The sequence below is a fragment of the Plebeiibacterium marinum genome (assembly GCF_026013615.1).
GTDB classification, from domain to species: Bacteria; Bacteroidota; Bacteroidia; order Bacteroidales; family Marinilabiliaceae; genus Saccharicrinis; species Saccharicrinis marinus_A.
This window is the reverse complement of sequence record NZ_JAPDPI010000002.1, coordinates 106,760-129,999: the sequence shown is the minus strand read 5'-3', so window position 1 is coordinate 129,999 and position 23,240 is coordinate 106,760. Positions and strand designations below refer to the sequence as shown.

Here is a 23,240-nt window from a genome sequence, read left to right as displayed (position 1 = left end):
GATATTAGATATTAACGCTTTAAAGCCACAGGGATATTTTTCTCTGTGGCTTTATTTTTGTTAAGAGGATGCGGATTGTGAAAAAATCATAAAGAATTTATATTTTCGTTGCATAAAATAATAGTCTATGAAGTTATCGCGTATTGTATTTTTAGTGTGGGCATGTTTTTTTGTGTTTAATTCCTATGCTCAGGAAAAGTTTGTTTTTGAACCCTTGGTGGATGTAAAAACTTCACCGGTTAAAAGTCAGGATAGAACAGGTACTTGTTGGGCATATAGTACAGTTTCGTTTATCGAAAGCGAAATAATGAGAATGGGGGGACAGGAGTTTGACTTGTCGGAAATGTATATGGTTAAGCATGCCTATCAAAATAAAGCCAGACAATATGTGTTTTTACATGGACTAGGGAATTTTAGTCAGGGCGGACAGGCTCATGATGTGATGAATGTTGTTGGAGACTTTGGTTTTGTTCAGGAGGAAGACTATCCGGGCTTTGCTGATTCCGGTCAGGTGCACAACCATACCGAAATGGAAATGACCCTGAAAGGCATGATCGATAATTATGTGGAGCAAAAAACAGCAAGCCCGTCTGATGTCTGGTTCAGGAATATAAATTCGGTTTTAACAAATTATCTGGGTGAGGATCCAAAGGAAACAAAATTCAATAAAAGAATATATACTCCGGTTCAGTTTGCTGAAGGGTTAGGTATTGATAAGGATAATTATATTGAACTGACTTCTTATACCCATCACCCCTTTTATAAAGCTTTTGATCTGGAAGTGCCGGATAATTGGTCGCATGACAGGTATTATAACCTGCCTTTGGATGAATTGATTGATGTGATGAAAAAGGCGCTGGAAGATGGTTATAGTTTTGTTTGGGATGGTGATGTTTCTGATCAATATTTCTCCCGTCACGAAGGAGTGGCCATACTTCCCAAAGATCGTAACTCTGCATTGTTGCCCCAGGACGAAATGATGGTTACTCCGGATACCAGGCAAAAAGCATTTTATTCGTGGCAGACTACTGACGACCATTTGATGCATATTGTGGGTATGGCAAAGGATCAAAATGGAACGGTTTATTTTAAAACAAAAAACAGCTGGGGAACTAATTCAAAATATCAGGGGTATTGGTATATGTCGGAGGCCTATGTCAGGATGAATACCGTTGCCATCATGCTTCATAAACAAGCGCTTGGTAAGGATATAAACAAGAAACTGTTTGGAAAGGTAGCTGCCAATAATCAGTAGATATATAGCGCTTGCAATAAAACTCGTCGGCTTGAGAAATAGAGCTTTGACTTTTACTACAGTCCTGTTTTTACAAAAAACAACAGCATGAATAGTCATCAAGAAGAACTCTTAAAGCATATTTACGACTATGTTTCTGATAAACTGAAACATGTTGACGCTGGACATGATCTAAGCCATGTATTGCGGGTTTTGCATAATGCCATACATATTAACGGAGTTGAAAAAGCAAATGGTTTTCTTGTTGAGGCCGGAGCCCTGTTGCATGATATTACGGACGAAAAGTTGTTCGATAAAAGCAAAGCAGAGCATGAGCTTCATTGTTTTTTACATGAAATAGGGTTAAAAGACAAAGAGGTTTTGCAGATTTTTGAAATCATCAATGCTGTTTCGTTTGGGTCTGAGTTTGATAAAGACCGGGTGCTGACTCCTGAGCAAAAGGTAGTCCGTGATGCCGACAGGCTGGATGCCCTTGGGGCGATTGGCATAGCACGAACATTTCATTATGGGGGAAGTAAGGATCGTGAGTTATTTAATCCTGAAATCCCTCCCATGGCATATCAATCTACACAAGAATATAGAAATAGTACTTCGCCTACCATCAATCATTTTTATGAAAAACTCCTGTTGTTAAAAGATCGCATGGAAACGGAAATGGGTAAGGAACTGGCTAAAGAAAGGCACCTTTTTATGGAAGGTTTTCTTAAGCAATTCTATTCAGAAATAGGGCATGATGGTTTTTAGCATTTGAATGATTACTTTTGTCGGTATATATGAAACTAAAAACCTCTGAATGACTGCAAAAAAACAATCAACACGCAAATCCAAGTCAAAGAAAAATACAACCTCAAAAAAGAAAAATACATCCTTATATAAAAAGGCCCTGATGCTTGCCATTAAAGGATTGGGAGGCCTTGTTTTGGCTGGTGCTATTTTTTTGTTGTTTGTATATCTGGGGGTATTTGGGCATTTGCCTGCGCATGAGGAACTGACCCAGATAGAGAATGCCGTGGCTTCGGAGGTGTATGCTGCTGATGGTGCCCTTATGGGGAAATACTATCATCAAAATCGCATGAGTATTGAAAATAAGGTGATTTCGGAACATGCACGTAATGCTCTTGTAGCAACCGAGGATAAACGTTTTTTTCAGCATAAAGGTTTTGATGTGGTTAGCTTGGGGCGGGTTCTTTTCAGAACTATTATCCTCATGGACAAATCTCAGGGTGGAGGAAGTACCATTAGTCAGCAGCTGGCTAAAAACTTATTTCCAAGAAAGAAATATGGTCCCTTTTCGATGATTGTAAACAAGTCGCGCGAAATATTTGTTGCTTCCCGGTTGGAAGAGGTGTATACCAAGGATGAAATATTGACGCTTTACCTGAATACCGTGCCTTTTGGAGAGGATGTTTATGGAATTGAAGCCGCAGCAATGCGTTTTTTCAGTAAGCATTCGTCAGATTTAAAGGCCGACGAGGCGGCTGTGTTGATAGGGATGTTGGCCGCAAATACTGCCTATAATCCCAGATTACATCCGGAGCGCTCAAAAACCCGGAGGAATGTTGTTTTAACCCGGATGAATGAATTTGGGTTCCTGTCGGATAAGGAAACCCAAAAGTTGCAGAGCCAGGATATACAGTTGCAGTATCAAAAGATAGATCACAATACCGGGATAGCGCCCTATTTTCGTGAAATTATAAGGAAAAAGGCGGTACAGATACTTGAAGACAGATATGGCGACCACTACGATATTTACAAGGATGGGCTGAAGATTTATACCACCATTGATCCCACCTTGCAAAAGTATGCGGATGCTGCAGTCCAAAAACACATGGCATCTTTACAAAGAGAGTTTAAAAACCATTGGAGCAATAAGGATCCGTGGCGTACGAAACCATCGGTATATGAAAATGCACTTAAGTCATCAACCAGATACAAGGCTTTAAAAGCTAGTGGAAAATCAGAGGAAGAGATTTTAAAGGAGATGCAAAAGCTTACCAAAATGACTGTTTTTGCATATCCGGATGAAAAGGAAGTGAACTTATCGCCCATCGATTCGGTAAGGCATTATCTTAAAATACTTAATACCGGCTTTATGGTTATGGAGCCGGGTTCTGGAAAAATTATGGCCTGGGTTGGTGGTGTAAACCATAAATACTTCCAGTACGACCATGTTACTTCCAGGCGACAGGTAGGTTCTACTTTTAAACCCATTGTGTATACAGCCGCCTTGATTGATGGGATGAGTCCCTGTGAATTTATTTCTAACGAAAGAAGGGTGTATGAAAAGTACCAGGATTGGTCGCCTTCTAATTCGGATGGAAACCATGAAGGGTATTACTCCATGAAGGGGGGGCTTTCCAACTCGGTGAACACCATAACGGCTGAGGTGATGGTGGAAACCGGCATAGATAAGGTTTTAAACCTGGCAGAGGAGATGGGTGTCCGGTCTAAGTTGCCGGCAGTTCCTTCTATGAGTCTGGGGGCTGGTGAAATTTCTCTGCAGGAAATGCTGACTGTATATACCTGCTTTGCCAATAGGGGCGAGAAAAGGGCTCCTGTTGGACTGTTGAAAATTGAAGATAAAGAAGGGAATGTGCTGTTTGAGTATGAAGATGAGGTAGAAAGTGATGAGGTGTTGAGCAAAGATGTGGCCGATTTGATGAATTATATGCTTCAGGGGGTTGTGGAGAATGGTACAGGTAGTGGGTTAAGGAGTGTTTATGGTTTAAAAAGCCAGCTTGCCGGAAAAACCGGAACCACCCAGGATAATGCTGATGGCTGGTTTATAGGGTTTACTCCAGGGCTGTTGGCTGGAGCATGGGTTGGTGCAGAAAGTCCTGCGGTTCACTTCCGTACAACAACCCTGGGGCAGGGTGCCCATATGGCATTGCCTATTTTTGGTTTGTTTATGCAGCAGGTTGAGCAAAACCCTAAGTATCGCAAATATTCAAGGGCCCATTTTCCTATTTTAAACAGGGATTTGGCATCAATGGTTGATTGTGCCGATTTTTCTGAAACGGATCCTGATAAGTCTATTTTTGATGTATTCCGTATCGGTAAAAGGTCGCGTGTAGATTCTACAAAACTTAAAATGTCGCCCGAAGAAAGAAGGGCGGCCAGGGAGATGGAAAAAGAAGAACGTAAAGAGAAAAGCAAAGGCTTGCTTAACAGGATGAGGGATCTTTTTAGGAAAAAGGATTAGTGAATTGGTTATTAGATATTAGACATTGGTTGTTAGTCATTAGATATTAGTCAATGGTCATTGCAAAAAAAAAGGGTACAGAGGAGTTATATGTATTAATTTAAAATATTGTAAAATACCTGTCTGGCAAATTCACAGACAGGTATTTTTATGAAATCATTTAAGGTACATTTACCAACCCAACATAAACTGAGTTGCTAACACTGGTGCTGTTGTCGTTTGCGGCACAGGCAATATAACAATGCACTTCTGTGCCCGAAGGGACAAAAGGTAGACCGATACTGCCGGTAAGATCATTTTAGAACTGGTTCATACCTTGCCCAAATATACACTGTTACTCATATCCTGTTGGTTGTGACTTCTAAAGGCCATCCACACACGAATTGGTTCTTCGTTGATATGAGCTTCCCAATAAAAACTTTTTTCATATTTGGCTATTCCTGTAAAGTGATATTTACTCCAGGATTGTGTGTGATCTAAATAGGCCACCACTAAGGTATCAGTTCCAATATCATCAAAATCATCCCATTCAAATAATAATCCTGTACCTTTTCTTTTTACTGAACATTGCTTTGGCAATTCAAGATTTCCAGCACTTAACAAAGTCTTTGAATAATCTATCTCCTGATCGGGGTATGTATCACCAATAATGCAATTCTTCATATTTAAGGATTGTGCGGTGTGATAAGGAGCCCTGCCTTTAGTAACACTTGCAAAAGTAATTTTAACCAAATCTTTAAATGGTTTTAAAAATGCAGTAACCAGGCTTAAGCGCTGTTGTTGTCTTAAACGTGCAGGAGTAGCTTTTACTTTTACTTTTTTTTCATCAGGTAAAGCACGCACATAGTTTTTTCCATACATTTTATAAAATACCGATGGTCCTACAGTACCTGTTATAGCGCCATTAATTCCATTTTCTACCTTACCCATAACAATTAAATTTAAGTTAAACATTTATTTAAAGATCAATATGGTATAACCTTGCTTCGGGACTGAAAGGGGTCTTAGTCGGGAAGTCTAGTAGTTTTCCATACTTTTTACATACACAATAACCGTACCTAAAATGGATTTCATTCGCTAATAACCGAAGGAAAACCGAACGAAGTCCGAACAAAGAGCGAACAAAAACCCTACATAACACGACTACATCCCCTACCTGTCCCTAAGCATATACGAACAGTACCCTCAACATATCGCTTAATTTCATATTCACACCTTCCTCCAATTCACTACGCAGGAAAATCACCTTTGTAATATTCATCCCTGAATACTTGTGCAATGGGCAGGCGCTTTGTTGTTGTTAAACTAGTTATGTGTGGGGAGTAATATAGACACAAACATAAAACGAACATTTAATTAAATTTATTTACGTGAGCAGATTCTGTCCCACCTAATTTTATGATATAGTCTTTTTAAGCACGGGTTTGATGAAGCCCTCCTAAATGTTTCTCCTTTATTTTGATGTAGTCTCAGAAACTCGGATCATTAATAAGTTTCAGAATTTGCCGTTTAAATGAACGTTTTTAAATCTACAAAATCTGCAAACTTAAATAGCTCAAATGTAACCTTTAACATTGGAATGCAAAAGAGTAATGGACATTATACTGCTTATCTTTCACCTAATGTAAAAGGTTATATTTTTATCAGTAATATTCAAGGGCATTCAGTAGAACAAATCAAATTGAATGGATTATGTGATGAAGTAGATATTGATTTAAGCAAAGAGCCTTCTGGTATGTATTTATGTCAGTTAAATTGTATAGATGGTACAAAAAAGACTCTTAAAGTTATAAATGAGTGAAGCTCAGTCTTACAAAGCACTGATGTACAATATAATATAGTTATGCACTTATTTACGATTGCTTTACTTGGAATTATTAATAGAATTTAATTCAATATTTGTATAGATAAAAAATAGTCTCACTAAAAGCATATGAGAGATAACTAAATTATCTAGAAGGATTGAAAGAACTATTAGTTACTTTTATAGTGCCAGACGTTTATCGTCATATGATAAATAGACTTTATATGTGATATCTTGTGTGGAAACATAATAGCAGTTATGGATCAGATTAAAACTCATGCATGAAAACTCTGAAAATACTTTTTATATTCTTAAGCTTAACTGTAACAAATTATTGTTATTCACAGGTTGTAATAATCATATGGGGCTCAGATCCCTTGGGGCCAAACTCTATGGAAGAAGCTATTAATGACCTAGATAGTGTTTATTTTCAAAAGCAATCAGAAGAGCTAAATCCCGTTAATGAAAGTGAGTTCATTGAACAGCATGAATTTGAAGTAGGTAGATATATTCGAAGAAAGTGGGGAGTTCTTGGAGGGCCTTCTTTATTCAAGAAAATTTCTCAAGATTCTATCCATAGCCCCAGGTTTCTTACTCATTTAGTACTCAGTTCATTTTATCGAACTTTTTATGGTGACAAACTAGAGACTCAAGTATCTCAACAAGTAATTGAATCAGCTCCGAGACGAAAGAAGTACCTGATGCGATTTAAGATTAGAGATGGTGTCAATGTTCCAAACGCTAAATTTAGAATCACTCAGATATTTATCAAAGATCACCTTAATACTAGTTTAGGAACCTTATATCCAACAGGGAAAAAAGTTGGTGATTTGGTAGTAAAGAAACCTTTAAAAGCATATTTAGATGAGTGGTTGATTCAAAAATTTTCTAAGTCCACTAACTTAGATGTCACAATCACAATTAGAGACTTTTACTCAGAGATTGCTGCAAGAACTTGGGGCAGTGAAATGGCAGTTTATTTATCTATGAATATATCGTCATTTGAAATTACGAGGAGCTACAATTTAATAGAGTTTTATGAACCCAAAACTGTTTATACTGGTATTGACGTTAATAAAGCATTTGAAGACTTGCTTGAAAAAGCTCTAATTGAGTTTAACAAAGAACTAAGGTGAAGATAGTCTCATCAAACCCAGAATACATATTGAATACTAATTAAGTAATGAGTTTTTATATACCATTTGATTTTTATACTTTAAACAATGATAAAGCCTGGCTATTGGGCTTTATTTTTGCAGATGCTACTATTAGTAAAATTAACGGCCAGAACGTAATTCGTATTTTTAATATTGACCAAGGTCTTTTAGAAGAAATCAAATATCACTTTGTAATACCTTATAAAGTAGGTAAACAAGTAAATAAAACTACAACTGTTTACTTTCTGCGATTTGCTAATCCTCATTTTGTAGATAGTGTAGAATCATATGGATTCCAAAAAGACAGAACTGATTTGACTATTCCCAGAATGAGCTCAGTCCATACTAGAAGATTTATTCAGGGATTCCTTAAAGGTAAAGCTAGTTATTTCGAGGAAAAAGAAAGTAGGAATTATGGAGTCAAAATAATTTATCGAAGCAATTCATTTATTACTGAAGTTGCAAAATATATTGCTAAGACTTGCAATGTAAAAGTTGCAAATGCACATTGCAGAATCATCAAAAACAAAACAAGTTGTGAAATTAAATATGTGGGTGTAGAATCCGATAAAGTTCATAGTTTTATAGAGTCAGGATTATTCTAACAGTTCTACAAAACACAACCATAATTAGTGAAGGTCGAGACTTAGTTACACTAAATGCAGACCGAACGAAATCAGGAATAACTATTTTTTCAAATAGTAATGAATTAACGAATTCGTTAAATAACGATTTAAAAAAGAGTAACAGAATACGCAAAGCAAATATTAGCTAGGAATAAAAACTTAAATCAATATGAGTACTAAAGGGGAAGTGACATTTGATGATTATATGGAGTGGCTTGATTCTGAACCCAAAAAAGCAATAAATAAAGAATTTGCGATGTCAAGAAATTTTGAAGGAGCAATACGTACAGAATCATTTATGTTGTGGTATACTGAAAAATATAGATTAACACCTGATTCTTGTAATTAGATAATGCAAACGAGATTGTATCAAAGGTTTGAAAAAGAACTATGTAGAGTCTTTATGAAAATATATTTTACTGTCTTGAACGTAAGAATTAGTATACAAAGAAAGAATAGGTGATAATTATTTTAATATGCATTAAATATAAAAAGCCTCCTAATCCTAGGAGGCTTAAATATCTTTTGCGTAGTTACGTATCATAAAATGACAGAGGCTTTACTCGCTTTACCTTACAAAGGTAGTTTAATTTTAAACCAGTAGCTATATAAATATCAAAAAAATCACATTTAATTTTAAAAAAACAATATTTTTATAAAATTATTCAAACACTAAAATTAATTAATTTGAACTATGATAAGCTTGAGTTGTTTGTCTCTACATCTCGAATTAGAAAATATCTATTTGCCTGTAATAACTCAAAAACAAGAGCTTTAGAGCTATATAAAGCCAATATACTTTTGTCGGAGGCTTTCTATCCTATATTGAATAATTTTGAGGTTTTATTTAGAAATGCAGTAAACCGGGAGTTAATAAAACATTTTGATGATCCTAAATGGATTATTAATGAAAAAGATGGTTTTATGAGTCATCCTTCATTGAGAAAAACGGATTTTTATATTAAAAAGTCTGTAATTAGTGCTGAAAAACGTTTAAATAGAAAGAGACGTCCACTAACTCCATCTGCGATTATGGCAGAGCAAGAATTTGGTTTTTGGACAAGTTTCTTTGAGGCTAAACCATTTGGCTTATTAAAAGCGTCCATCTTAAATGTTTTTCCTTTTCGTCCTGAATCTACAGATCGAAGTGCAATTAGAGATATCCTTAAGGAAATACGAGAATTTAGAAATCGCGTCTATCATAACGAACCAATATGTTTTGATGACGGTCACATAAACCTATCGGATGCAATTAATGTTAGACGAAATATTTATTCTCTTTTAAGATGGATTGATTATGATTTATTTAAATATGTTTGGTATTACGACCGCCTTGAAAAAAGAATAAATGCTGTTAAACGCATATGATTTTTTAATAAAATAGTCGCACAAAACGCACTTCCAAACAGGTCAAGAATCACGTATAAAATATTATATCTTTGTGATATGAGTGAAAAAATAGATATATCAGAATATGGAGATTGGATAAAAGAACTGAAATCTAAAATTCATGTAGCAAGGAGAAAAGTTGCATTTTCAATTAATTCTCAATTGCTGGAACTTTACTAGGAAATTGGAAAAGATATCGTTGAAAGGCAAGATCAGGTCAATTGGGGAAGTAGTTTTATTGAAAAAACAGCATCTGAATTAAAACATGAATTTCCTGATATGAAAGGCTTTCCTAGAAGAAATCTTTATGCAATCAGGCAATGGTATAAATTTTATTCTGCAAAATATCAATTTGTGCCACAGTGTGTGGCACAAATTCCGTGGGGACATAATAGGCTGGTTATTTCAAAAGTAAAAGAAATAGAAACTGTGTGTAAGTTGGGCTTGTTTTCAATTAGAAGTTGTAAGGAATGTTTAGATTTATAAAGATGATATTTTTCTATCCTACGCTAGATATCATCACAAAATGCAAATAAAAGAACTAATTATGAGAAAATTAATTGTATTAATGTCAATAGTGATATTCTTTGTAACCTTTGTTAAAGGACAAAGTACATCGTTGTATACTTCTACAGGAGCCTTAAAAATTAATCCGACTTATAAAATCAAAACTGATTATCTTAAATATATTACGATTTATGAGAATGAGAATGTATTTCATCAGATATATGAAAACATTGACTACCCAAAAAAATGTTATGAAAATAGAATTGGTGGACTTGTGATTGCCAAAATAAGTTTAAATAGGAAAAATTTAAGTATTGTATGTACTATTGAAATGGCAAGAGAAAGACTGTTAGGGAGGGCAGTAATTGATGCAGTATATAAAAGTTCATTACATCTATTTAAAGCGACACCAACAGATGATGAAGTTGTTTTTTATCTTCCATTTAAGTTTGAAGTGGAAAGTGCTAAATTTAATTCGGAATTAAAGAAAAACGAACTGATTAAAATAGAGAAAGCATTTCATGAAGGACGAATGCAATTATTATAGAACAGCACAAACGCACAACACGAATTGAATAAAATAAAGAATTAAAGAATTCCTTAATTAACGAAGCATAAGTGTGCATACTTACATTATAAACAATCTCGAAATAGCACAATTGAACTATAGAAAAATATAATGCTCTATATTGTTGTACAACTAATTGTACAATATGATTTTGATTTGTATATTTGTTATATAAATTAAACCAATAAGAAATGGAAATAACAACCTATTCAAATTTTAGACAAAACCTAAAGAGTCATTTGGATTCAATTCTAAAAACTCATGCACCTTTATTTGTTAAACGTTCAAAAGGAGAAGATGTTGTTGTTATGTCAATGTCTGATTATGAAGGAATGCAAGAAACATTACACCTATTATCTAGCCCTAATAATGCAGCCCGTATCAACTCAGCTCTTAAATCCTACAGTGAAGGTAAAGGGGAGGAACATGAATTAATTGAAGATTAAATCCTATGAAACGAGCCATGAAAAAAAATCTCTCACAGTGAAGGTATTAAAGGCGAGTTCCATCGAATTCCTCTGGAAATAAAAATTATAATGAGATGAAAATAGTTTGGATGCCCGAAGCTTGGGAGGATTATCTTTATTGGCAAACAAAAGACAAAAAAATACTCAAAAAAGTCAATCTTCTTATAAAAGAATGTCAACGAACGCCTTTTGTTGGTACCGGTAAGCCAGAAGCTTTAAAGAATAATCTTACTGGTTGGTTGTCGAGAAGAATTAATCATTCTGATAGGTTAGTGTATAAAGTTGAGAATGATACTTTATTTATACTTCAATGTCGTTACCACTATTAAAAAAGTCTCAGCAAACCCAAAATTTAACTTTAAGATTTTATGAAAATAATTTTGTAAAATGGCATATTTGCCATATATTTATGGTATAAATGTATATATTATGGCGGCTGTTAAAAAATTTCTTATATCAAAACCTTTGGATCCCCACAGAAGTGGAAGAGTTCATGTGATAGCCTCTACTCAAGGAAATATAGAATGGAAAACTAGTGAGGAAAGAATAAATATCATTAGGCAAGGAGTTCCTTATGGCGCAATAGAGAATGTATCTGTAAACTTAGGGGTTGCTACTGGAAAAATGTTAGACCACTTAAGTATAGCGCAAAGAACTTATAATAAAAAGAAAAAAGAGGATGCTATTTTAGACCCTAGATTTAGTGAATCTATATTAGAACTACAGGAAATTTATGATTTTGGAGTTGATGTATTTAATAATGAGAAGGAAAAATTTCTCCGTTGGTTAAAGAAACCTAACCAATCATTAGGAAATGTAACTCCCGAAAGCTTGTTTGATTCTTTAACAGGAATTAACGAGGTACGAAAAGCTTTAACCAGAATGGAATACGGAAATATGGCATAATGGTAGTTTTTAGAATAGAAAGAGAAAAATACCTGGAAGATTCTTTAAATGGAATAGGAGTATCAATAACGGGAGGAAGATGGAACAATGAACGTACAGCATTAGTATATACTTCCGATTCAAGAGCACTTGCAAGTTTAGAAGTGGCAATGCATTTGGATCTTAGCGAAGATTTACCTATAGATAGATTTTATGTAGAAATTGAAATACCTGATGATATTCAAATAGCAGAAATAAGCAATGAAGATCTACCGGAAGGATGGGATTCAAAGCCTCCGATAGAAGAAACCTCTAATATTGGAGATGCTTTTGTTAAACAAAGAGAAACAGCAGTCCTTAAAGTTCCAAGTTCTATTATCCCACCTGAATTTAATTATTTGATTAATCCAAATCATCCAGATGCCTATAATATAAAAGTAATTAGATCTTATCCTTTTAATTTTGATCCTAGATTAAAAACTTAAATTTAGTCTCACAAAACGCAGATAGAATAGTGCATAAACATGTAGATTCTCATCATCTATATATTAAGCGGATAAAGTCTTACAAAACGCACAGGAAAATAGAAAGGTCGAGACTTGCATGCTAAATAGGTCAGTGTAGACTTACTTGCATTGTAGATTTACAAAACAATAGGAGGAAACGGGCAAAAGATAGAGCTTTAGCTAAATTGTATGTAAATTACTATTGATATGGGAGTTAGAAAAAGAAAGTTGATAGATATCGATGAGAATACATTCAAAGTTCTTTCTATAAAGGCGGCTGAAAAAGGTACTAACCTGAAGGATTTAATTGAAAAGTCACTTGACAGATTAGCTGAAGATATTGAAGAATCTGAACTGTATGTTCACTTAGTTAAAATAGTTCCAGAAGGAAAACAAATAGTCTCTAGTCAGGAAAAAGAAGACTTTGAAAACTGGTTAGGTGTATGAATATTGAATACCTCGTTTCGAGAGGACAAGCCTATGATAAAAAAACATTGAATAGCCTTAGAAACAAAGACAAGTAATTTATTTATTAGGCATCTTTAGTCTTATTTTCTTCATTCATTTATAACAAACATATGGAACCTATCTTCTTCTTCTATTATTTTGCTCATAAAAGATTACAGAAAGAAATTATTTCTAAATAATAATTGTTTACACATTGTATATACATTTAAATGTATTATATTTGTATATACATAGTAGATACTTGAAAGAATAGCGATGAGAACAACAGTTAGTATTAGTAAATGGGGTAATAGCATGGCACTAAGATTACCTAAATCTATACTAGATGAGAATCATCTGGTAGAGGGAAGCAAAATAGATATTGTTAGTGAGGAAGGAAAAATAATCCTTAAGCCACAACTGAAGAAAATACGTGAAGGTTGGGAACAAGCAGCTATAGAAGCCCACCAAAATGAGGATGATAAAATAATGATGGACTTTAACAATGAATTTGACAAGGAGGAATGGAAATGGTAAACCAGTATGATATATATTGGGTTAATCTAGATCCTACAATTGGGTACGAAATTAAGAAAACAAGACCGTGTGTGGTTGTTTCTCCTGATGAACTAAATAAATGGCTAGGAACAGTGTTGGTTGCTCCAATGACAAGCAGTATTAAGGATTACCCTTTTCGTTCATCATGTATGTTTGACGAAAAAAGAGGTTCTATTGCAATAGACCAAATGAGATGTACAGATAAATCAAGGTTGCTGAAAAAAGGAGGAAGTCTTACATATAAAGAAATCAAAGAACTAAAAGCGGTTCTTGAAGAAATGTTGATTCAATAATTTGTTTCAATTAAACGAAGGAAAATAGAGTATGAGTTACTCTACTTCAGGTAAAGAAATAACGATTTCGTTAATTAACGAAATTCAGATTTAACAAACAAAAACAGACAATTTGACTAAAATACCTCCATTTGTATGCTTTTATATAAATTAATTATTTTGAAAAGTATATATGGAATTCTTTCCCAAATAAAAGTCTCATAAAACGCAAGTTGGTATAATAAGAGATGTCTATTCAAAAGGATTGTCCTCGAATGAAGAATAGTTGCTAACGCTGGTGTCATCCAGTATTTGTGCTGAGTTTTTCTTGTCTTGCCCGGGTGGGCCGGGAGGTTTTCCATCGCCAGGTTGCCATGCAGTCATCATAATCAAAGATATATTACAGTCAATACAAATAGTATTCACCATTGGCTTTGAGTATGGATTTTTTGCTTTGCTTTTTATTCGCATTCTAATGGCTTAAAATATCAAACGCTTACCTGGTAATGTTGTTTACGGAATATTCGTGATTAGGTTTTTTGAATGCAAAAATATAAAAAAAGAGGAACCTGTTTGGTGTTGCAGGCTCCTCTTTTGTATCTCTTTGGTGGTGCAGATCGTTTATTTAGTACCTGATAATACCATTTTTTCCACATCTTCAGGGTTAATAGGAATCCTTTCTCCAAGAATCCTGCTTCCTGTTTCTGTAACTAATACATCATCTTCAAGCCTGATACCTCCAAATCCCTTGTATTTCTCCACTTTCTCATAGTTGATAAAATCGGTAAATTTATTTTCCGACCTGAACTTGTCAATCAGTGCAGGGATAAAATAAATGCCCGGTTCGTTGGTTACTACAAAGTTGGGGTGTAGTCTTCTTCCCATCCTCAGGGCGTTGAGTCCAAATTGTGAGCTGGGCTGTACTTCATCATCGTATCCTACCAGTTTTTGATCGTAATCTTCCATGTCATGCACATCAAGTCCAATCATATGGCCCAGTCCATGGGGCATAAATAAGGCATGAGCACCTTCAGCAACTGCTTCGTCAACATCGCCCTTCATCAGTCCCAATTCTTTAAGGCCGCAGGCAATGGTTCTGGCAGCAATCATGTGGCACTCCTTGTAGGTGATGCCTGGTTTTGTTGCGGCTAGTGCGGCGTTGTTGGTATCCACAACAATTTGATAAATATCTTTTTGCTGTGATGTGAACCTGCCACCCACAGGAGAGGTTCTGGTATGGTCGGTAGCGTAATGGAGTGGTGATTCGCTGCCTGCGTCTACCAAAAGTAAATCGCCCTGTTTTAAAGTGTTTCCATGGTAGTGGTTGTGCAGGGTTTCGCCCCTTACAGAGCAGATCACGGGAAATGATACAATGCCACCTCCCGACATGGAGATGCCTTCGATAATTCCTGTAATTTCTTGTTCTGTTCTTCCGGGATGGGCTAATTTCATGGCTGTTGTATGCATGTTATATGCTGTGCCCATATGGCGTTCCATCTCCTCAAGCTCGCATAGTTCTTTTGTGGATCTTAACTCAATACAGGCCTTTATGAATTCAACAGAAGCCATTTCTTTTACTTTGCCAGGATGAACGCCTAAGGTGTTCCCCATTGTCATCATGTTTTTTCCACGGTATGGGGGTGTAAAATGTACTGGTCGTCCTTGTTCCTGTGCTTTTTTTACAACTTCCTGTAGTCTGGCAAAAGGAAATGTTTTGTTTATGCCGGCTTTTTGTGCATTGTCGGCCAGCTTGGGCTGTGGTCCCATCCAGATAATATCATCAACGGTAAAGTCATCTCCAAATAATATTTCTTCACCACTTTCAAAATCAATTACAGCAGCCAGACCAGGATAGTCAAGTCCAAAAAAATAAAGGAAAGTACTGTCTTGCCTGAAATGATAGGTGTTGTGGGGGTAGTTCATGCTGGCTTCAACATTACCCATGATCAGGGCAATACCTTTATTCAGTTTGTTTTTTAGGTTGGTTCTCCGGTTGATGTATACTTCAGTTTTAAACATGATAATTTTTTTCAGCAAGATATTGAATTCAATCGAGTGAAAATATGTGATCGGTCAGGTGGTGTTTTTTATTTGATAATAGCATGAAGTGTTTTCGTCTGATCCAATAAAACTTTATGGGCCTCTTCTAAATGAATCTGTTCGAATTGGATTGTGTCTCCCGGTTTCATTTGCCCTATCAATGGTAAGTCTGCGGTAATTACGTTGGCAATTTTGGTATATCCGCCCACCGTTTGGCGATCGGCCAGCATAATAATAGGTTTTCCGTCGCCGGGAATCTGGATGGCTCCATTGCAGATTCCTGATGAGATAATATCAGGGCCTTCGGTATGGGAAATTGCAGGGCCTTCCAGTCGGTAGCCCATCCTGTCGCTTTTGTTGGTTATGGTATATGATGAGGTGAGAATGGTTTTGACACCTTCAAAAAGGAAGCTGTTTACTTCGGTTCCTCCAATTACCCTGATGGTTTGATTTTGGGTTAATTGGGGTAATAATTCTTTTCTTATCTGTAGTTTTCGAAATGGTTTTGAATGAGGTCCGATAGATAGTATGTCGCCTGGTTTGAGAGGTCTTCCGTGGTATCCTCCAACTTTTGCCCGGGTGTAGGTTGAGCGGCTGTTCATTACAACAGGTACATCAATACCTCCTGCAAATGCCATATATACACGACAGCCAGTTGTAATGTTGCCTACTTTTACCATGTCGCCTTTATGGAGTTTGTGGTTGCGGTAGCTATCGGCTTCCTGGTTGTTGATCAATAAGGAAGTTTCTCCTCCGGCAACAGCTATGTAAGTATCAGATAGGATTTCGATCTCGGGTCCGTTGAAGGTGCATTCTATTGTTGCAAAATCAACAGGGTTGTCAACCAATAGGTTGGCTACTTTATGCGAAAAGGTATCCATGGCACCGGAAACGGGCATGCCATATTGCTGGAAACCATATCTGCCTAAATCCTGCACTGTTGTGAAGAGTCCGGGGGTAATGATTTTAAAAGTAGGCCTCATATTCATTTTTGGTTATGGGTTCAAATTTAATGTAATTGCCTGCTTTAAGAAGAAAAGGGTGTTCGTTAGATGGATCAAATAGTTTTAAAGGAGTTCTGCCAATAATCTGCCAGCCTCCGGGACTGTCGATGGGGTATATGCCTGTTTGCCCGGCGGCAATACCCACCGATCCGGCAGGGATCATCTGGGAGGGGATTTTTTTTCGTGGGGTTGAAAGCTCTGGGTTCATCCCACCCAGGTAACAGAAGCCGGGGGTAAAACCCAGCATGTATACCAGGTATTTTTCACTGCTATGTAGTTTGATAATTTCCTTTTCAGAAAAAGAAGTGTGCTTTTGTACTGTCTCCATATCAAAGCCATGTGCTCCTCCATATAAAACAGGAATGGTAATGGTTTGTGCCGGAGGGAGTTTGGTGTCTGAAATCCTGGTGTATAATAGTTTGATTTCTTTTAATAGATCCTTGTAATTAATTATGGATGGGTTATAGTGGACAAGGATGTCGCAATAGGAGGGAACGATATCTGTTATAGCCTCAATTTCTGCATTTGTAATGAGGTGATATAACCCTTGAACCCGGATGTGGATTTCGTGAGAAATAACATCGCCTAATTTTAATAAAAATGCAGAATCACCGGAGGGTAGTATTTTCATAGTGCTGCTTTAATGTTGATGTTATTTGTTGTAAGGTATTCGTTAATTGACCTGGCAATTTCTATTGCATTTCCTGTATCTCCATGGATGCAAATGGTGTTTACAATAAGGTCAATTTTTTTATTGTCAATGCTTGTTGTTGTGTTTGTTTGTGCAATTTGGAGTGCTCTTGTTTTGCACGTTTCTATGTCAGTAATTACTGCCCCCGGAGTTGATCTAGGAACCAATAGTCCCTGGTTTGTATATGCCCTGTCAACAAAGCCCTCTGCGCAAAAGTTCAGTCCGGCTTCTGTTGAGGCTGTTTGCATAGCAGAATTGGGCATTCCCATAAAAAACAGTCTGGGATCAACTTCTATTATGGCTTTACAAATGGCCCTGGCGATACCAATATCGGTAGCTGCCTGATTGTAAAGTGCCCCGTGGGGTTTTACGTGTTGTAATATTTGGTGATTTTCTTCTGTTTTTAATTTTAGTAAAGATACCTGCTTCTTTACCAAAGCCGTTATCTCTTTTGGAGAGAGAGACATTTTTTTTCTTCCGAAATTTTCTTTGTCAGGATATCCCGGGTGGGCGCCTATGGAAACATTGTATCTGGAGGCCAGTAATATTGTTTTTTCAATTGTATTTATATTGCCGGCATGAAAGCCGCATGCAATGTTTGCAGAACTTATATAGCGCATGATTTTTTCATCATTGCCGCCGCCTTCTCCTAAATCGCAATTTATGTCAATTGAAACCATTGTAAAATTCCTAAGTATGCTGCAAAAATAAGCATTCAAATTTTTATTTCAACAACTAAAAGCAAGTCTTAATGGCGTGGATAGGATGCCATGGCTCTGCCTTTAACTTATAGAATATTGATATTTGGAGCTGTAAATCAAGGTGGGCAGGCCAGAGCAAGAGTCCGAGCCGGGGGTGGCGAGAGGCCTTCAAGGGATTATTTCAATGCTCCATCCTATGGGTGGGGATTCTTACTAGAATGAGATTGGAACTATCGTTGGGATAATATTTTTTAATAAAAAAAAGGAGGGTGTTTAAACCCTCCTTTAAAATTTGACTATAAATATTTTATAAGCTGCTCACTCCGTCAACTTCCATTTTTCTGTCTACTTTTTTAATCATTCCCTGTAGTGCTTTTCCAGGACCTACTTCTGTAAATGAAGTGGCTCCGTCGGCAATCATGTTCTGAACAGTCTGTGTCCATTTTACAGCGCCGGTTAACTGGGCAACCAGGTTTTCTTTAATTTGAGCGGCTTCAGTAAAAGGTTTTGCATTTACATTTTGATATACCGGACAAACTGGGTTTTTAATTTCAGTAGCCTCAATAGCAGCAGCTAATTCAACTCTTGCAGGCTCCATTAAAGGAGAGTGGAATGCTCCACCTACCGGAAGCTTCAATGCTCTTTTAGCACCCTTTTCGGTTAAGATTTCACAAGCTTTGTCAATTCCTGCAAATGAGCCAGAGATAACTAACTGTCCCGGACAGTTGTAGTTTGCAGCAACAACTACTTCATCAATGCTTTCGCAAACTTCTTCTACAACAGCATCTTCAAGGCCAATGATGGCAGCCATGGTTGATGGCTCTGCTTCACAAGCTTTTTGCATAGCCATAGCACGTTGAGATACCAGTTTTAAACCATCTTCAAAAGTCATGGCTCCTGCAGCAACTAAAGCACTGAATTCACCAAGTGAATGACCAGCTACCATTTCAGGTTTAAAATCTTCACCCATAGTTTTAGCCAATAAAACAGAGTGTAAAAATATAGCAGGTTGAGTAACTTTAGTTTGCTTTAAGTCCTCGTCAGTTCCTTCAAACATTAAGTCTGTAATTCTGAAGCCTAAAATTTCGTTTGCTTTTTCAAAAAGATCTTTAGCTTCAGCTGAATTTTCGTACAGGTCTTTTCCCATACCAACAAATTGGGCTCCTTGCCCAGGAAATACGAATGCTTTCATTTTATTCAATATAAATTAGTATGTAGACGAAAGTTTAATTACTTAACCCTGGTATTTCTTAAAATACAGGGGAATTAAAATAACATCATAAATACACGTTTTGTTTTTGTTATTATTCTATGATTAAATTGGTTAAGAATAAAAACGCGGCAAATATACTAAAAATGAATCATTAACCTGAATTATTCATTTAAATCGAACTTGTCGCTTATCTTTTCGATATGGTGTTGTTTGGGGCGGATGTTTTTTGATGTTGTGAACGAGTATGGATTCTAATTGTTCAAATTGCCATATCTTATTCACTCAATTGTTTTTAGATTAATTTTCTTTAACATACTTTTTTGAAAAAAAATAGAATAGAATTAGGTGTTTATTCATTGAAAATTAGTACTTTTGCATCGCTTTTTTGTCTAAAATTATGAAAACGCACTGTAAATCAATGTGTTTTATGGACGGAAAGGCTTATGTTATAAGCATTTTAAATAGAAATTTTATTTAAACAAATTTAGTTATATGCCAACGATTCAACAGTTAGTTCGTAAAGGACGCACATCATTAGTTGAGAAAAGTAAATCTAGAGCGCTAGATGCTTGTCCGCAACGAAGAGGTGTTTGTGTGAGGGTGTACACTACTACACCAAAGAAGCCGAATTCGGCCATGAGAAAGGTTGCCAGGGTTCGTTTGACTAATGGGAAAGAGGTGAATGCCTACATTCCTGGAGAAGGTCATAATTTACAAGAGCACTCTATTGTATTAGTACGTGGAGGTAGGGTAAAAGATCTTCCAGGTGTTCGTTATCACCTTGTTCGTGGAGCCTTAGATGCTTCAGGAGTTGAGGGACGTACTCAACGTCGTTCTAAGTATGGAACAAAACGTCCTAAGAAGTAATTTTAATTAGTGTTTAACGAGTGGTTTTGTTTATTGGTGAGTTAAAACAAGAGGTTGAGTAAAAAGCAATGAGTTGCTTTTGAAGACACAGAAACATTGACAGCCAATAAAAAACTAATAAACAAGAAGAGATGAGAAAAGGTAAACCAAAGAAGCGAATATTGCTTCCGGATCCAAAGTTTAATGATACTTTGGTGACACAATTCATTAACAACCTGATGCTTGACGGTAAAAAATCAACTGCTTACGGTATTTTTTACGATGCATTAGACCGCATGGGAGACAAAGCTGAGAAAGAAGGAAAATCAGCTCTTGAAATGTGGAAAAAAGGTTTAGAAAACATTACTCCTTCTGTAGAGGTGAAGAGTCGTAGGGTTGGGGGTGCAACTTTCCAGGTTCCAATGGAAATTCGTCCATCAAGAAAAGTTTCTATCGCAATGAAGAACTTGATTCTTTTCGCTCGCAAAAGAAGTGGTAGATCAATGGCAGAAAAACTATCTGCTGAAATTGTTGCGGCTTATAACAACGAAGGCGGTGCCTTCAAGAAAAAAGAAGATATGCACAGGATGGCAGAGGCTAACCGAGCATTTGCTCACTTTAGATTCTAAACATCTAATCTTTTAAGGAAATAAATAAAATGGGAAATACAGATTTAAAATACACCAGAAATATCGGTATCATGGCGCATATCGATGCCGGTAAAACCACAACAACAGAGCGTATTCTGTTTTATACTGGTATTACTCATAAAATTGGTGAGGTTCACGATGGTGCTGCTACCATGGACTGGATGGAGCAGGAGCAGGAGAGAGGTATTACTATTACTTCGGCAGCTGTTACAACCAACTGGAACTACAATAGCGAATCGTATAAGATTAACATCATCGATACCCCGGGACACGTTGACTTTACTGTTGAGGTAGAGCGTTCTTTAAGGGTGTTGGATGGTACTGTTGCCTTGTTCTGTGCTGTTAGTGGTGTTGAGCCACAGTCTGAAACTGTATGGAGACAAGCTGATAAATACGGTGTGCCTCGTATTGGTTTCGTAAATAAAATGGACCGTTCAGGTGCTAACTTTTTCGAAGTAGTTCGCCAGGTTAGAGAGATGTTGGGAGCTAATCCTATTCCTCTTCAAATTCCTATCGGCGCTGAAGAAAGCTTTGAAGGAGTTATCGACCTTATCGAAAATAAAGAGGTTGTTTGGTTTGATGACGCTCAAATGGGTTCTCGTTACGAGTTAAGAGAAATCCGTGATGAGTTGAAAGATGAAGCTCAGGAGTGGAGAGACAAGTTAGTGGAAGCAGTTGCTGAATCTGACGAAGAGTTGATGGAACGTTATTTTGAAGATCCTGAATCAATCACAAAAGAGGAGATGATTAATGCTATTCGTATAGCAACAATTAATCAAACAATTACTCCTATGATGTGTGGATCAGCTTTCAAAAACAAAGGAGTTCAGCGTTTATTGGATGCTGTTGTAGCTTTCTTACCATCACCAAGTGATATTCCTGAAATTACTGGTACTAATCCGGATACTGGTGATGCAGATTCAAGACCTCATGATGTAAATGCTCCTTTGGCGGCATTGGCATTTAAAATTGCTACTGACCCATTTGTTGGTCGTTTGGCGTTTATGCGTGTGTACTCAGGTAAAATTGAAGCAGGTTCATATGCATTAAATACCCGTACTGGTAAAAAAGAACGTATTTCACGTTTATACCAAATGAAATCTAACAAGCAGATTCCTCAGGATGTAATCGAAGCAGGTGACATCTGTGCAGGAGTAGGTTTTAAAGATATTCGTACTGGTGATACTCTTTGTGACGAGAAAAACCCAATTACTTTAGAATCTATGGATTTCCCTGATCCGGTGATTGGTGTTGCTGTAGAGCCTAAGTCGCAAAAGGATATGGACAAGATGGGGGTTGCTTTGGCTAAATTAGCTGAAGAGGATCCTACTTTCCGTGTACAAACAGACGAGGATAGCGGCCAAACAGTAATTAGTGGTATGGGTGAACTTCACCTTGAAATTATCATTGACCGTTTAAAGCGTGAATTTAAGGTTGAGTGTAACCAGGGACGTCCTCAGGTAACTTACAAAGAAGCTATCAAACAATCTGTTGAACACCGTGAAGTGTTTAAAAAGCAGTCTGGTGGTCGTGGTAAGTTTGCTGATATTATCGTTACTGTAGGACCTAGAGAAGATGGTAAAGAAGGTTTAGAGTTCATCAACGAGGTAAAAGGTGGTAACGTACCTAAAGAATATATTCCTTCAGTTGAAAAAGGATTTAAGGATGCAATGGCAAATGGTGTTTTAGCCGGTTTCGTTGTAGATAGCCTTAAAGTAACTCTATCTGATGGATCTTTCCACCCTGTGGATTCAGATCAGTTGTCATTTGAGATCGCAGGTCGTCAGGCATTTAAAAATGCTGCGATGAAAGCACAGCCTGTTCTTCTTGAGCCTATCATGAAAGTTGAAGTTGTTACTCCTGAAGAATATATGGGAGATATTATTGGTGACTTTAACAAGCGTCGTGGTCAGGTAGAAGGAATGGAGTCTAAAGCCGGTGCCCGTGTTGTAAAAGCTAAGGTGCCTCTTGCCGAAATGTTCGGATATGTAACAGTTTTACGTACTATTTCTTCTGGTCGTGCAACTTCATCAATGGTGTTCTCACACTTCGAAGAGGTTTCAAAAGCCATTGCAATTGAAGTAGTAAAAGAAGCTGAAGGAAAAGTAGAATTATTATAATAAGATCTCAAGATGAGTCAAAAGATAAGAATCAAATTAAAATCTTACGATCACAACTTGGTTGACAAGTCAGCTGAGAAAATCGTTAAGACAGTTAAAACGACTGGTGCTGTAGTTAGCGGTCCAATTCCACTTCCTACTCACAAAAGAGTATTTACAGTGTTGCGTTCAACATTCGTAAACAAAAAGTCGAGAGAGCAATTCCAGTTATCTAACTACAAGCGTTTAATCGATATCTATAGCTCAACAGCTAAAACTATCGATGCTTTGATGAAGTTAGAGTTACCTAGTGGAGTTGAGGTAGAAATCAAAGTCTGAGAAAGAACAAAAGC

The 23,240-nt window shown here is 36.7% G+C and carries 28 protein-coding genes; 21 read left to right on the top strand and 7 right to left on the bottom strand.

All coding sequences use genetic code 11. From position 1 onward, the window contains the following. The first annotated feature begins 127 nt into the window (after positions 1–127). The 3 genes from OM074_RS01840 to OM074_RS01830 all read left to right on the top strand — a co-directional run bounded on the left by OM074_RS01840 (position 128) and on the right by OM074_RS01830 (position 4,457). On the top strand, positions 128–1,255 hold the full coding sequence (locus tag OM074_RS01840; RefSeq protein WP_301197565.1) for a C1 family peptidase: 1,128 nt from the start codon (positions 128–130) through the stop codon (positions 1,253–1,255). An 87-nt stretch (positions 1,256–1,342) separates the two neighbouring features. Continuing rightward, entirely contained in the window at positions 1,343–1,999 is a 657-nt protein-coding gene (locus tag OM074_RS01835; protein ID WP_301197564.1) for an HD domain-containing protein, read from the top strand. A gap of 49 nt (positions 2,000–2,048) precedes the next feature. Beyond that, positions 2,049–4,457, top strand: a complete 2,409-nt coding sequence (locus OM074_RS01830; protein WP_301197563.1) for a penicillin-binding protein 1A — start codon at positions 2,049–2,051, stop codon at positions 4,455–4,457. 309 nt (positions 4,458–4,766) lie between these two features. Here the strand turns inward: OM074_RS01830 and OM074_RS01825 are convergent, their stop codons facing one another. Beyond that, the gene (locus OM074_RS01825) at positions 4,767–5,387 is read right to left on the bottom strand and encodes a DUF6266 family protein (RefSeq protein WP_301197562.1); all 621 of its coding nucleotides are present in this window, start codon (positions 5,385–5,387) and stop codon (positions 4,767–4,769) included. Between the two features lie 583 nt (positions 5,388–5,970). Here OM074_RS01825 and OM074_RS01820 point away from each other — a divergent pair. The 14 genes from OM074_RS01820 (at position 5,971) to OM074_RS01760 (ending at position 13,664) form a co-directional block, all read left to right on the top strand. Further along, complete coding sequence (locus OM074_RS01820; RefSeq protein WP_301197561.1) at positions 5,971–6,258, top strand: T9SS type A sorting domain-containing protein; 288 nt, start codon at positions 5,971–5,973, stop codon at positions 6,256–6,258. A 284-nt stretch (positions 6,259–6,542) separates the two neighbouring features. Next, positions 6,543–7,397 carry a DUF6794 domain-containing protein gene (locus OM074_RS01815; protein ID WP_301197560.1) on the top strand — a complete coding sequence of 285 codons (855 nt, stop codon included), beginning with the start codon at positions 6,543–6,545 and terminating at the stop codon, positions 7,395–7,397. A 47-nt stretch (positions 7,398–7,444) separates the two neighbouring features. Next, positions 7,445–8,023 carry a hypothetical protein gene (locus tag OM074_RS01810; RefSeq protein WP_301197559.1) on the top strand — a complete coding sequence of 193 codons (579 nt, stop codon included), beginning with the start codon at positions 7,445–7,447 and terminating at the stop codon, positions 8,021–8,023. 190 nt (positions 8,024–8,213) lie between these two features. Then, complete coding sequence (locus OM074_RS01805; RefSeq protein ID WP_301197558.1) at positions 8,214–8,393, top strand: hypothetical protein; 180 nt, start codon at positions 8,214–8,216, stop codon at positions 8,391–8,393. 338 nt (positions 8,394–8,731) lie between these two features. Further along, entirely contained in the window at positions 8,732–9,412 is a 681-nt protein-coding gene (locus OM074_RS01800) for an Abi family protein (protein ID WP_301197557.1), read from the top strand. Between the two features lie 204 nt (positions 9,413–9,616). Further along, positions 9,617–9,919, top strand: coding sequence for a DUF1016 N-terminal domain-containing protein (locus OM074_RS21440; protein WP_363320197.1), 303 nt, complete (start codon positions 9,617–9,619; stop codon positions 9,917–9,919). A 61-nt stretch (positions 9,920–9,980) separates the two neighbouring features. Beyond that, a complete protein-coding gene (locus OM074_RS01795; protein WP_301197556.1) occupies positions 9,981–10,487 on the top strand; it encodes a hypothetical protein in 507 nt (168 codons plus the stop codon). A 212-nt stretch (positions 10,488–10,699) separates the two neighbouring features. After that, the gene (locus tag OM074_RS01790; protein WP_301197555.1) at positions 10,700–10,954 is read left to right on the top strand and encodes a type II toxin-antitoxin system Phd/YefM family antitoxin; all 255 of its coding nucleotides are present in this window, start codon (positions 10,700–10,702) and stop codon (positions 10,952–10,954) included. A 95-nt stretch (positions 10,955–11,049) separates the two neighbouring features. Next, on the top strand, positions 11,050–11,304 hold the full coding sequence (locus OM074_RS01785; protein ID WP_301197554.1) for a Txe/YoeB family addiction module toxin: 255 nt from the start codon (positions 11,050–11,052) through the stop codon (positions 11,302–11,304). A gap of 58 nt (positions 11,305–11,362) precedes the next feature. Beyond that, positions 11,363–11,881 carry an Xre family toxin-antitoxin system antitoxin gene (locus OM074_RS01780; RefSeq protein WP_301197553.1) on the top strand — a complete coding sequence of 173 codons (519 nt, stop codon included), beginning with the start codon at positions 11,363–11,365 and terminating at the stop codon, positions 11,879–11,881. Then, a complete protein-coding gene (locus OM074_RS01775) occupies positions 11,881–12,345 on the top strand; it encodes an RES family NAD+ phosphorylase (protein WP_301197552.1) in 465 nt (154 codons plus the stop codon). The genes OM074_RS01780 and OM074_RS01775 overlap by 1 nt, the downstream gene beginning before the upstream one ends. Positions 12,346–12,573: 228 nt before the next feature. Continuing rightward, positions 12,574–12,813 carry a hypothetical protein gene (locus tag OM074_RS01770; RefSeq protein WP_301197551.1) on the top strand — a complete coding sequence of 80 codons (240 nt, stop codon included), beginning with the start codon at positions 12,574–12,576 and terminating at the stop codon, positions 12,811–12,813. A gap of 276 nt (positions 12,814–13,089) precedes the next feature. Next, positions 13,090–13,350 carry an AbrB/MazE/SpoVT family DNA-binding domain-containing protein gene (locus tag OM074_RS01765; RefSeq protein WP_301197550.1) on the top strand — a complete coding sequence of 87 codons (261 nt, stop codon included), beginning with the start codon at positions 13,090–13,092 and terminating at the stop codon, positions 13,348–13,350. Continuing rightward, complete coding sequence (locus tag OM074_RS01760) at positions 13,338–13,664, top strand: type II toxin-antitoxin system PemK/MazF family toxin (protein ID WP_301197549.1); 327 nt, start codon at positions 13,338–13,340, stop codon at positions 13,662–13,664. The genes OM074_RS01765 and OM074_RS01760 overlap by 13 nt, the downstream gene beginning before the upstream one ends. Positions 13,665–13,895: 231 nt before the next feature. Here the strand turns inward: OM074_RS01760 and OM074_RS01755 are convergent, their stop codons facing one another. From OM074_RS01755 to fabD, 6 genes are all read right to left on the bottom strand, one after another. Continuing rightward, positions 13,896–14,114, bottom strand: a complete 219-nt coding sequence (locus OM074_RS01755) for a hypothetical protein (protein ID WP_301197548.1) — start codon at positions 14,112–14,114, stop codon at positions 13,896–13,898. A gap of 150 nt (positions 14,115–14,264) precedes the next feature. Beyond that, complete coding sequence (locus OM074_RS01750; protein ID WP_301197547.1) at positions 14,265–15,662, bottom strand: aminopeptidase P family protein; 1,398 nt, start codon at positions 15,660–15,662, stop codon at positions 14,265–14,267. 68 nt (positions 15,663–15,730) lie between these two features. Next, positions 15,731–16,666: a 5-oxoprolinase subunit C family protein gene (locus OM074_RS01745; RefSeq protein ID WP_301197546.1), complete on the bottom strand. Its 936-nt coding sequence runs from the start codon at positions 16,664–16,666 to the stop codon at positions 15,731–15,733. After that, positions 16,650–17,318 (bottom strand): 5-oxoprolinase subunit PxpB, encoded by a 669-nt coding sequence (gene pxpB, locus OM074_RS01740; protein ID WP_301197545.1) that lies wholly within the window; start codon positions 17,316–17,318, stop codon positions 16,650–16,652. Before pxpB ends, OM074_RS01745 begins: the two co-directional genes overlap by 17 nt. Continuing rightward, positions 17,315–18,058: a 5-oxoprolinase subunit PxpA gene (locus OM074_RS01735; RefSeq protein WP_301197544.1), complete on the bottom strand. Its 744-nt coding sequence runs from the start codon at positions 18,056–18,058 to the stop codon at positions 17,315–17,317. Before OM074_RS01735 ends, pxpB begins: the two co-directional genes overlap by 4 nt. Positions 18,059–18,386: 328 nt before the next feature. Beyond that, positions 18,387–19,271 carry an ACP S-malonyltransferase gene (gene fabD / locus OM074_RS01730; protein WP_301197543.1) on the bottom strand — a complete coding sequence of 295 codons (885 nt, stop codon included), beginning with the start codon at positions 19,269–19,271 and terminating at the stop codon, positions 18,387–18,389. Between the two features lie 513 nt (positions 19,272–19,784). Between fabD and rpsL the strand changes: the two genes are divergently transcribed. The 4 genes from rpsL (at position 19,785) to rpsJ (ending at position 23,226) form a co-directional block, all read left to right on the top strand. Then, on the top strand, positions 19,785–20,159 hold the full coding sequence (gene rpsL / locus OM074_RS01725) for a 30S ribosomal protein S12 (protein WP_301197542.1): 375 nt from the start codon (positions 19,785–19,787) through the stop codon (positions 20,157–20,159). A 131-nt stretch (positions 20,160–20,290) separates the two neighbouring features. After that, positions 20,291–20,767 carry a 30S ribosomal protein S7 gene (gene rpsG, locus OM074_RS01720; RefSeq protein WP_301197541.1) on the top strand — a complete coding sequence of 159 codons (477 nt, stop codon included), beginning with the start codon at positions 20,291–20,293 and terminating at the stop codon, positions 20,765–20,767. A 29-nt stretch (positions 20,768–20,796) separates the two neighbouring features. Next, a complete protein-coding gene (gene fusA / locus OM074_RS01715) occupies positions 20,797–22,908 on the top strand; it encodes an elongation factor G (RefSeq protein WP_301197540.1) in 2,112 nt (703 codons plus the stop codon). A gap of 12 nt (positions 22,909–22,920) precedes the next feature. After that, the gene (gene rpsJ, locus OM074_RS01710; protein ID WP_301197539.1) at positions 22,921–23,226 is read left to right on the top strand and encodes a 30S ribosomal protein S10; all 306 of its coding nucleotides are present in this window, start codon (positions 22,921–22,923) and stop codon (positions 23,224–23,226) included. Positions 23,227–23,240 lie beyond the last annotated feature (14 nt).

Excerpts from the sequence above, each read along its gene's own strand:
- OM074_RS01780 (WP_301197553.1), top strand. The coding sequence starts at position 11,363 with ATGGCATATTTGCCATATATTTATGGTATAAATGTATATATTATGGCG.
- OM074_RS01835 (WP_301197564.1), top strand. The coding sequence starts at position 1,343 with ATGAATAGTCATCAAGAAGAACTCTTAAAGCATATTTACGACTATGTT.
- OM074_RS01765 (WP_301197550.1), top strand. The coding sequence starts at position 13,090 with ATGAGAACAACAGTTAGTATTAGTAAATGGGGTAATAGCATGGCACTA.
- OM074_RS01805 (WP_301197558.1), top strand. The coding sequence starts at position 8,214 with ATGAGTACTAAAGGGGAAGTGACATTTGATGATTATATGGAGTGGCTT.
- OM074_RS01790 (WP_301197555.1), top strand. The coding sequence starts at position 10,700 with ATGGAAATAACAACCTATTCAAATTTTAGACAAAACCTAAAGAGTCAT.
- pxpB (WP_301197545.1), bottom strand. The coding sequence starts at position 17,318 with ATGAAAATACTACCCTCCGGTGATTCTGCATTTTTATTAAAATTAGGC.
- OM074_RS01745 (WP_301197546.1), bottom strand. The coding sequence starts at position 16,666 with ATGAGGCCTACTTTTAAAATCATTACCCCCGGACTCTTCACAACAGTG.
- OM074_RS01785 (WP_301197554.1), top strand. The coding sequence starts at position 11,050 with ATGAAAATAGTTTGGATGCCCGAAGCTTGGGAGGATTATCTTTATTGG.
- OM074_RS01735 (WP_301197544.1), bottom strand. The coding sequence starts at position 18,058 with ATGGTTTCAATTGACATAAATTGCGATTTAGGAGAAGGCGGCGGCAAT.
- OM074_RS01795 (WP_301197556.1), top strand. The coding sequence starts at position 9,981 with ATGAGAAAATTAATTGTATTAATGTCAATAGTGATATTCTTTGTAACC.
- OM074_RS01830 (WP_301197563.1), top strand. The coding sequence starts at position 2,049 with ATGACTGCAAAAAAACAATCAACACGCAAATCCAAGTCAAAGAAAAAT.
- OM074_RS01770 (WP_301197551.1), top strand. The coding sequence starts at position 12,574 with ATGGGAGTTAGAAAAAGAAAGTTGATAGATATCGATGAGAATACATTC.
- OM074_RS01750 (WP_301197547.1), bottom strand. The coding sequence starts at position 15,662 with ATGTTTAAAACTGAAGTATACATCAACCGGAGAACCAACCTAAAAAAC.
- rpsJ (WP_301197539.1), top strand. The coding sequence starts at position 22,921 with ATGAGTCAAAAGATAAGAATCAAATTAAAATCTTACGATCACAACTTG.
- fusA (WP_301197540.1), top strand. The coding sequence starts at position 20,797 with ATGGGAAATACAGATTTAAAATACACCAGAAATATCGGTATCATGGCG.
- OM074_RS01755 (WP_301197548.1), bottom strand. The coding sequence starts at position 14,114 with ATGCGAATAAAAAGCAAAGCAAAAAATCCATACTCAAAGCCAATGGTG.
- rpsG (WP_301197541.1), top strand. The coding sequence starts at position 20,291 with ATGAGAAAAGGTAAACCAAAGAAGCGAATATTGCTTCCGGATCCAAAG.
- OM074_RS01760 (WP_301197549.1), top strand. The coding sequence starts at position 13,338 with ATGGAAATGGTAAACCAGTATGATATATATTGGGTTAATCTAGATCCT.
- OM074_RS01810 (WP_301197559.1), top strand. The coding sequence starts at position 7,445 with ATGAGTTTTTATATACCATTTGATTTTTATACTTTAAACAATGATAAA.
- OM074_RS01820 (WP_301197561.1), top strand. The coding sequence starts at position 5,971 with ATGAACGTTTTTAAATCTACAAAATCTGCAAACTTAAATAGCTCAAAT.
- OM074_RS01815 (WP_301197560.1), top strand. The coding sequence starts at position 6,543 with ATGAAAACTCTGAAAATACTTTTTATATTCTTAAGCTTAACTGTAACA.
- rpsL (WP_301197542.1), top strand. The coding sequence starts at position 19,785 with ATGCCAACGATTCAACAGTTAGTTCGTAAAGGACGCACATCATTAGTT.
- OM074_RS01840 (WP_301197565.1), top strand. The coding sequence starts at position 128 with ATGAAGTTATCGCGTATTGTATTTTTAGTGTGGGCATGTTTTTTTGTG.
- OM074_RS01775 (WP_301197552.1), top strand. The coding sequence starts at position 11,881 with ATGGTAGTTTTTAGAATAGAAAGAGAAAAATACCTGGAAGATTCTTTA.
- OM074_RS01825 (WP_301197562.1), bottom strand. The coding sequence starts at position 5,387 with ATGGGTAAGGTAGAAAATGGAATTAATGGCGCTATAACAGGTACTGTA.
- fabD (WP_301197543.1), bottom strand. The coding sequence starts at position 19,271 with ATGAAAGCATTCGTATTTCCTGGGCAAGGAGCCCAATTTGTTGGTATG.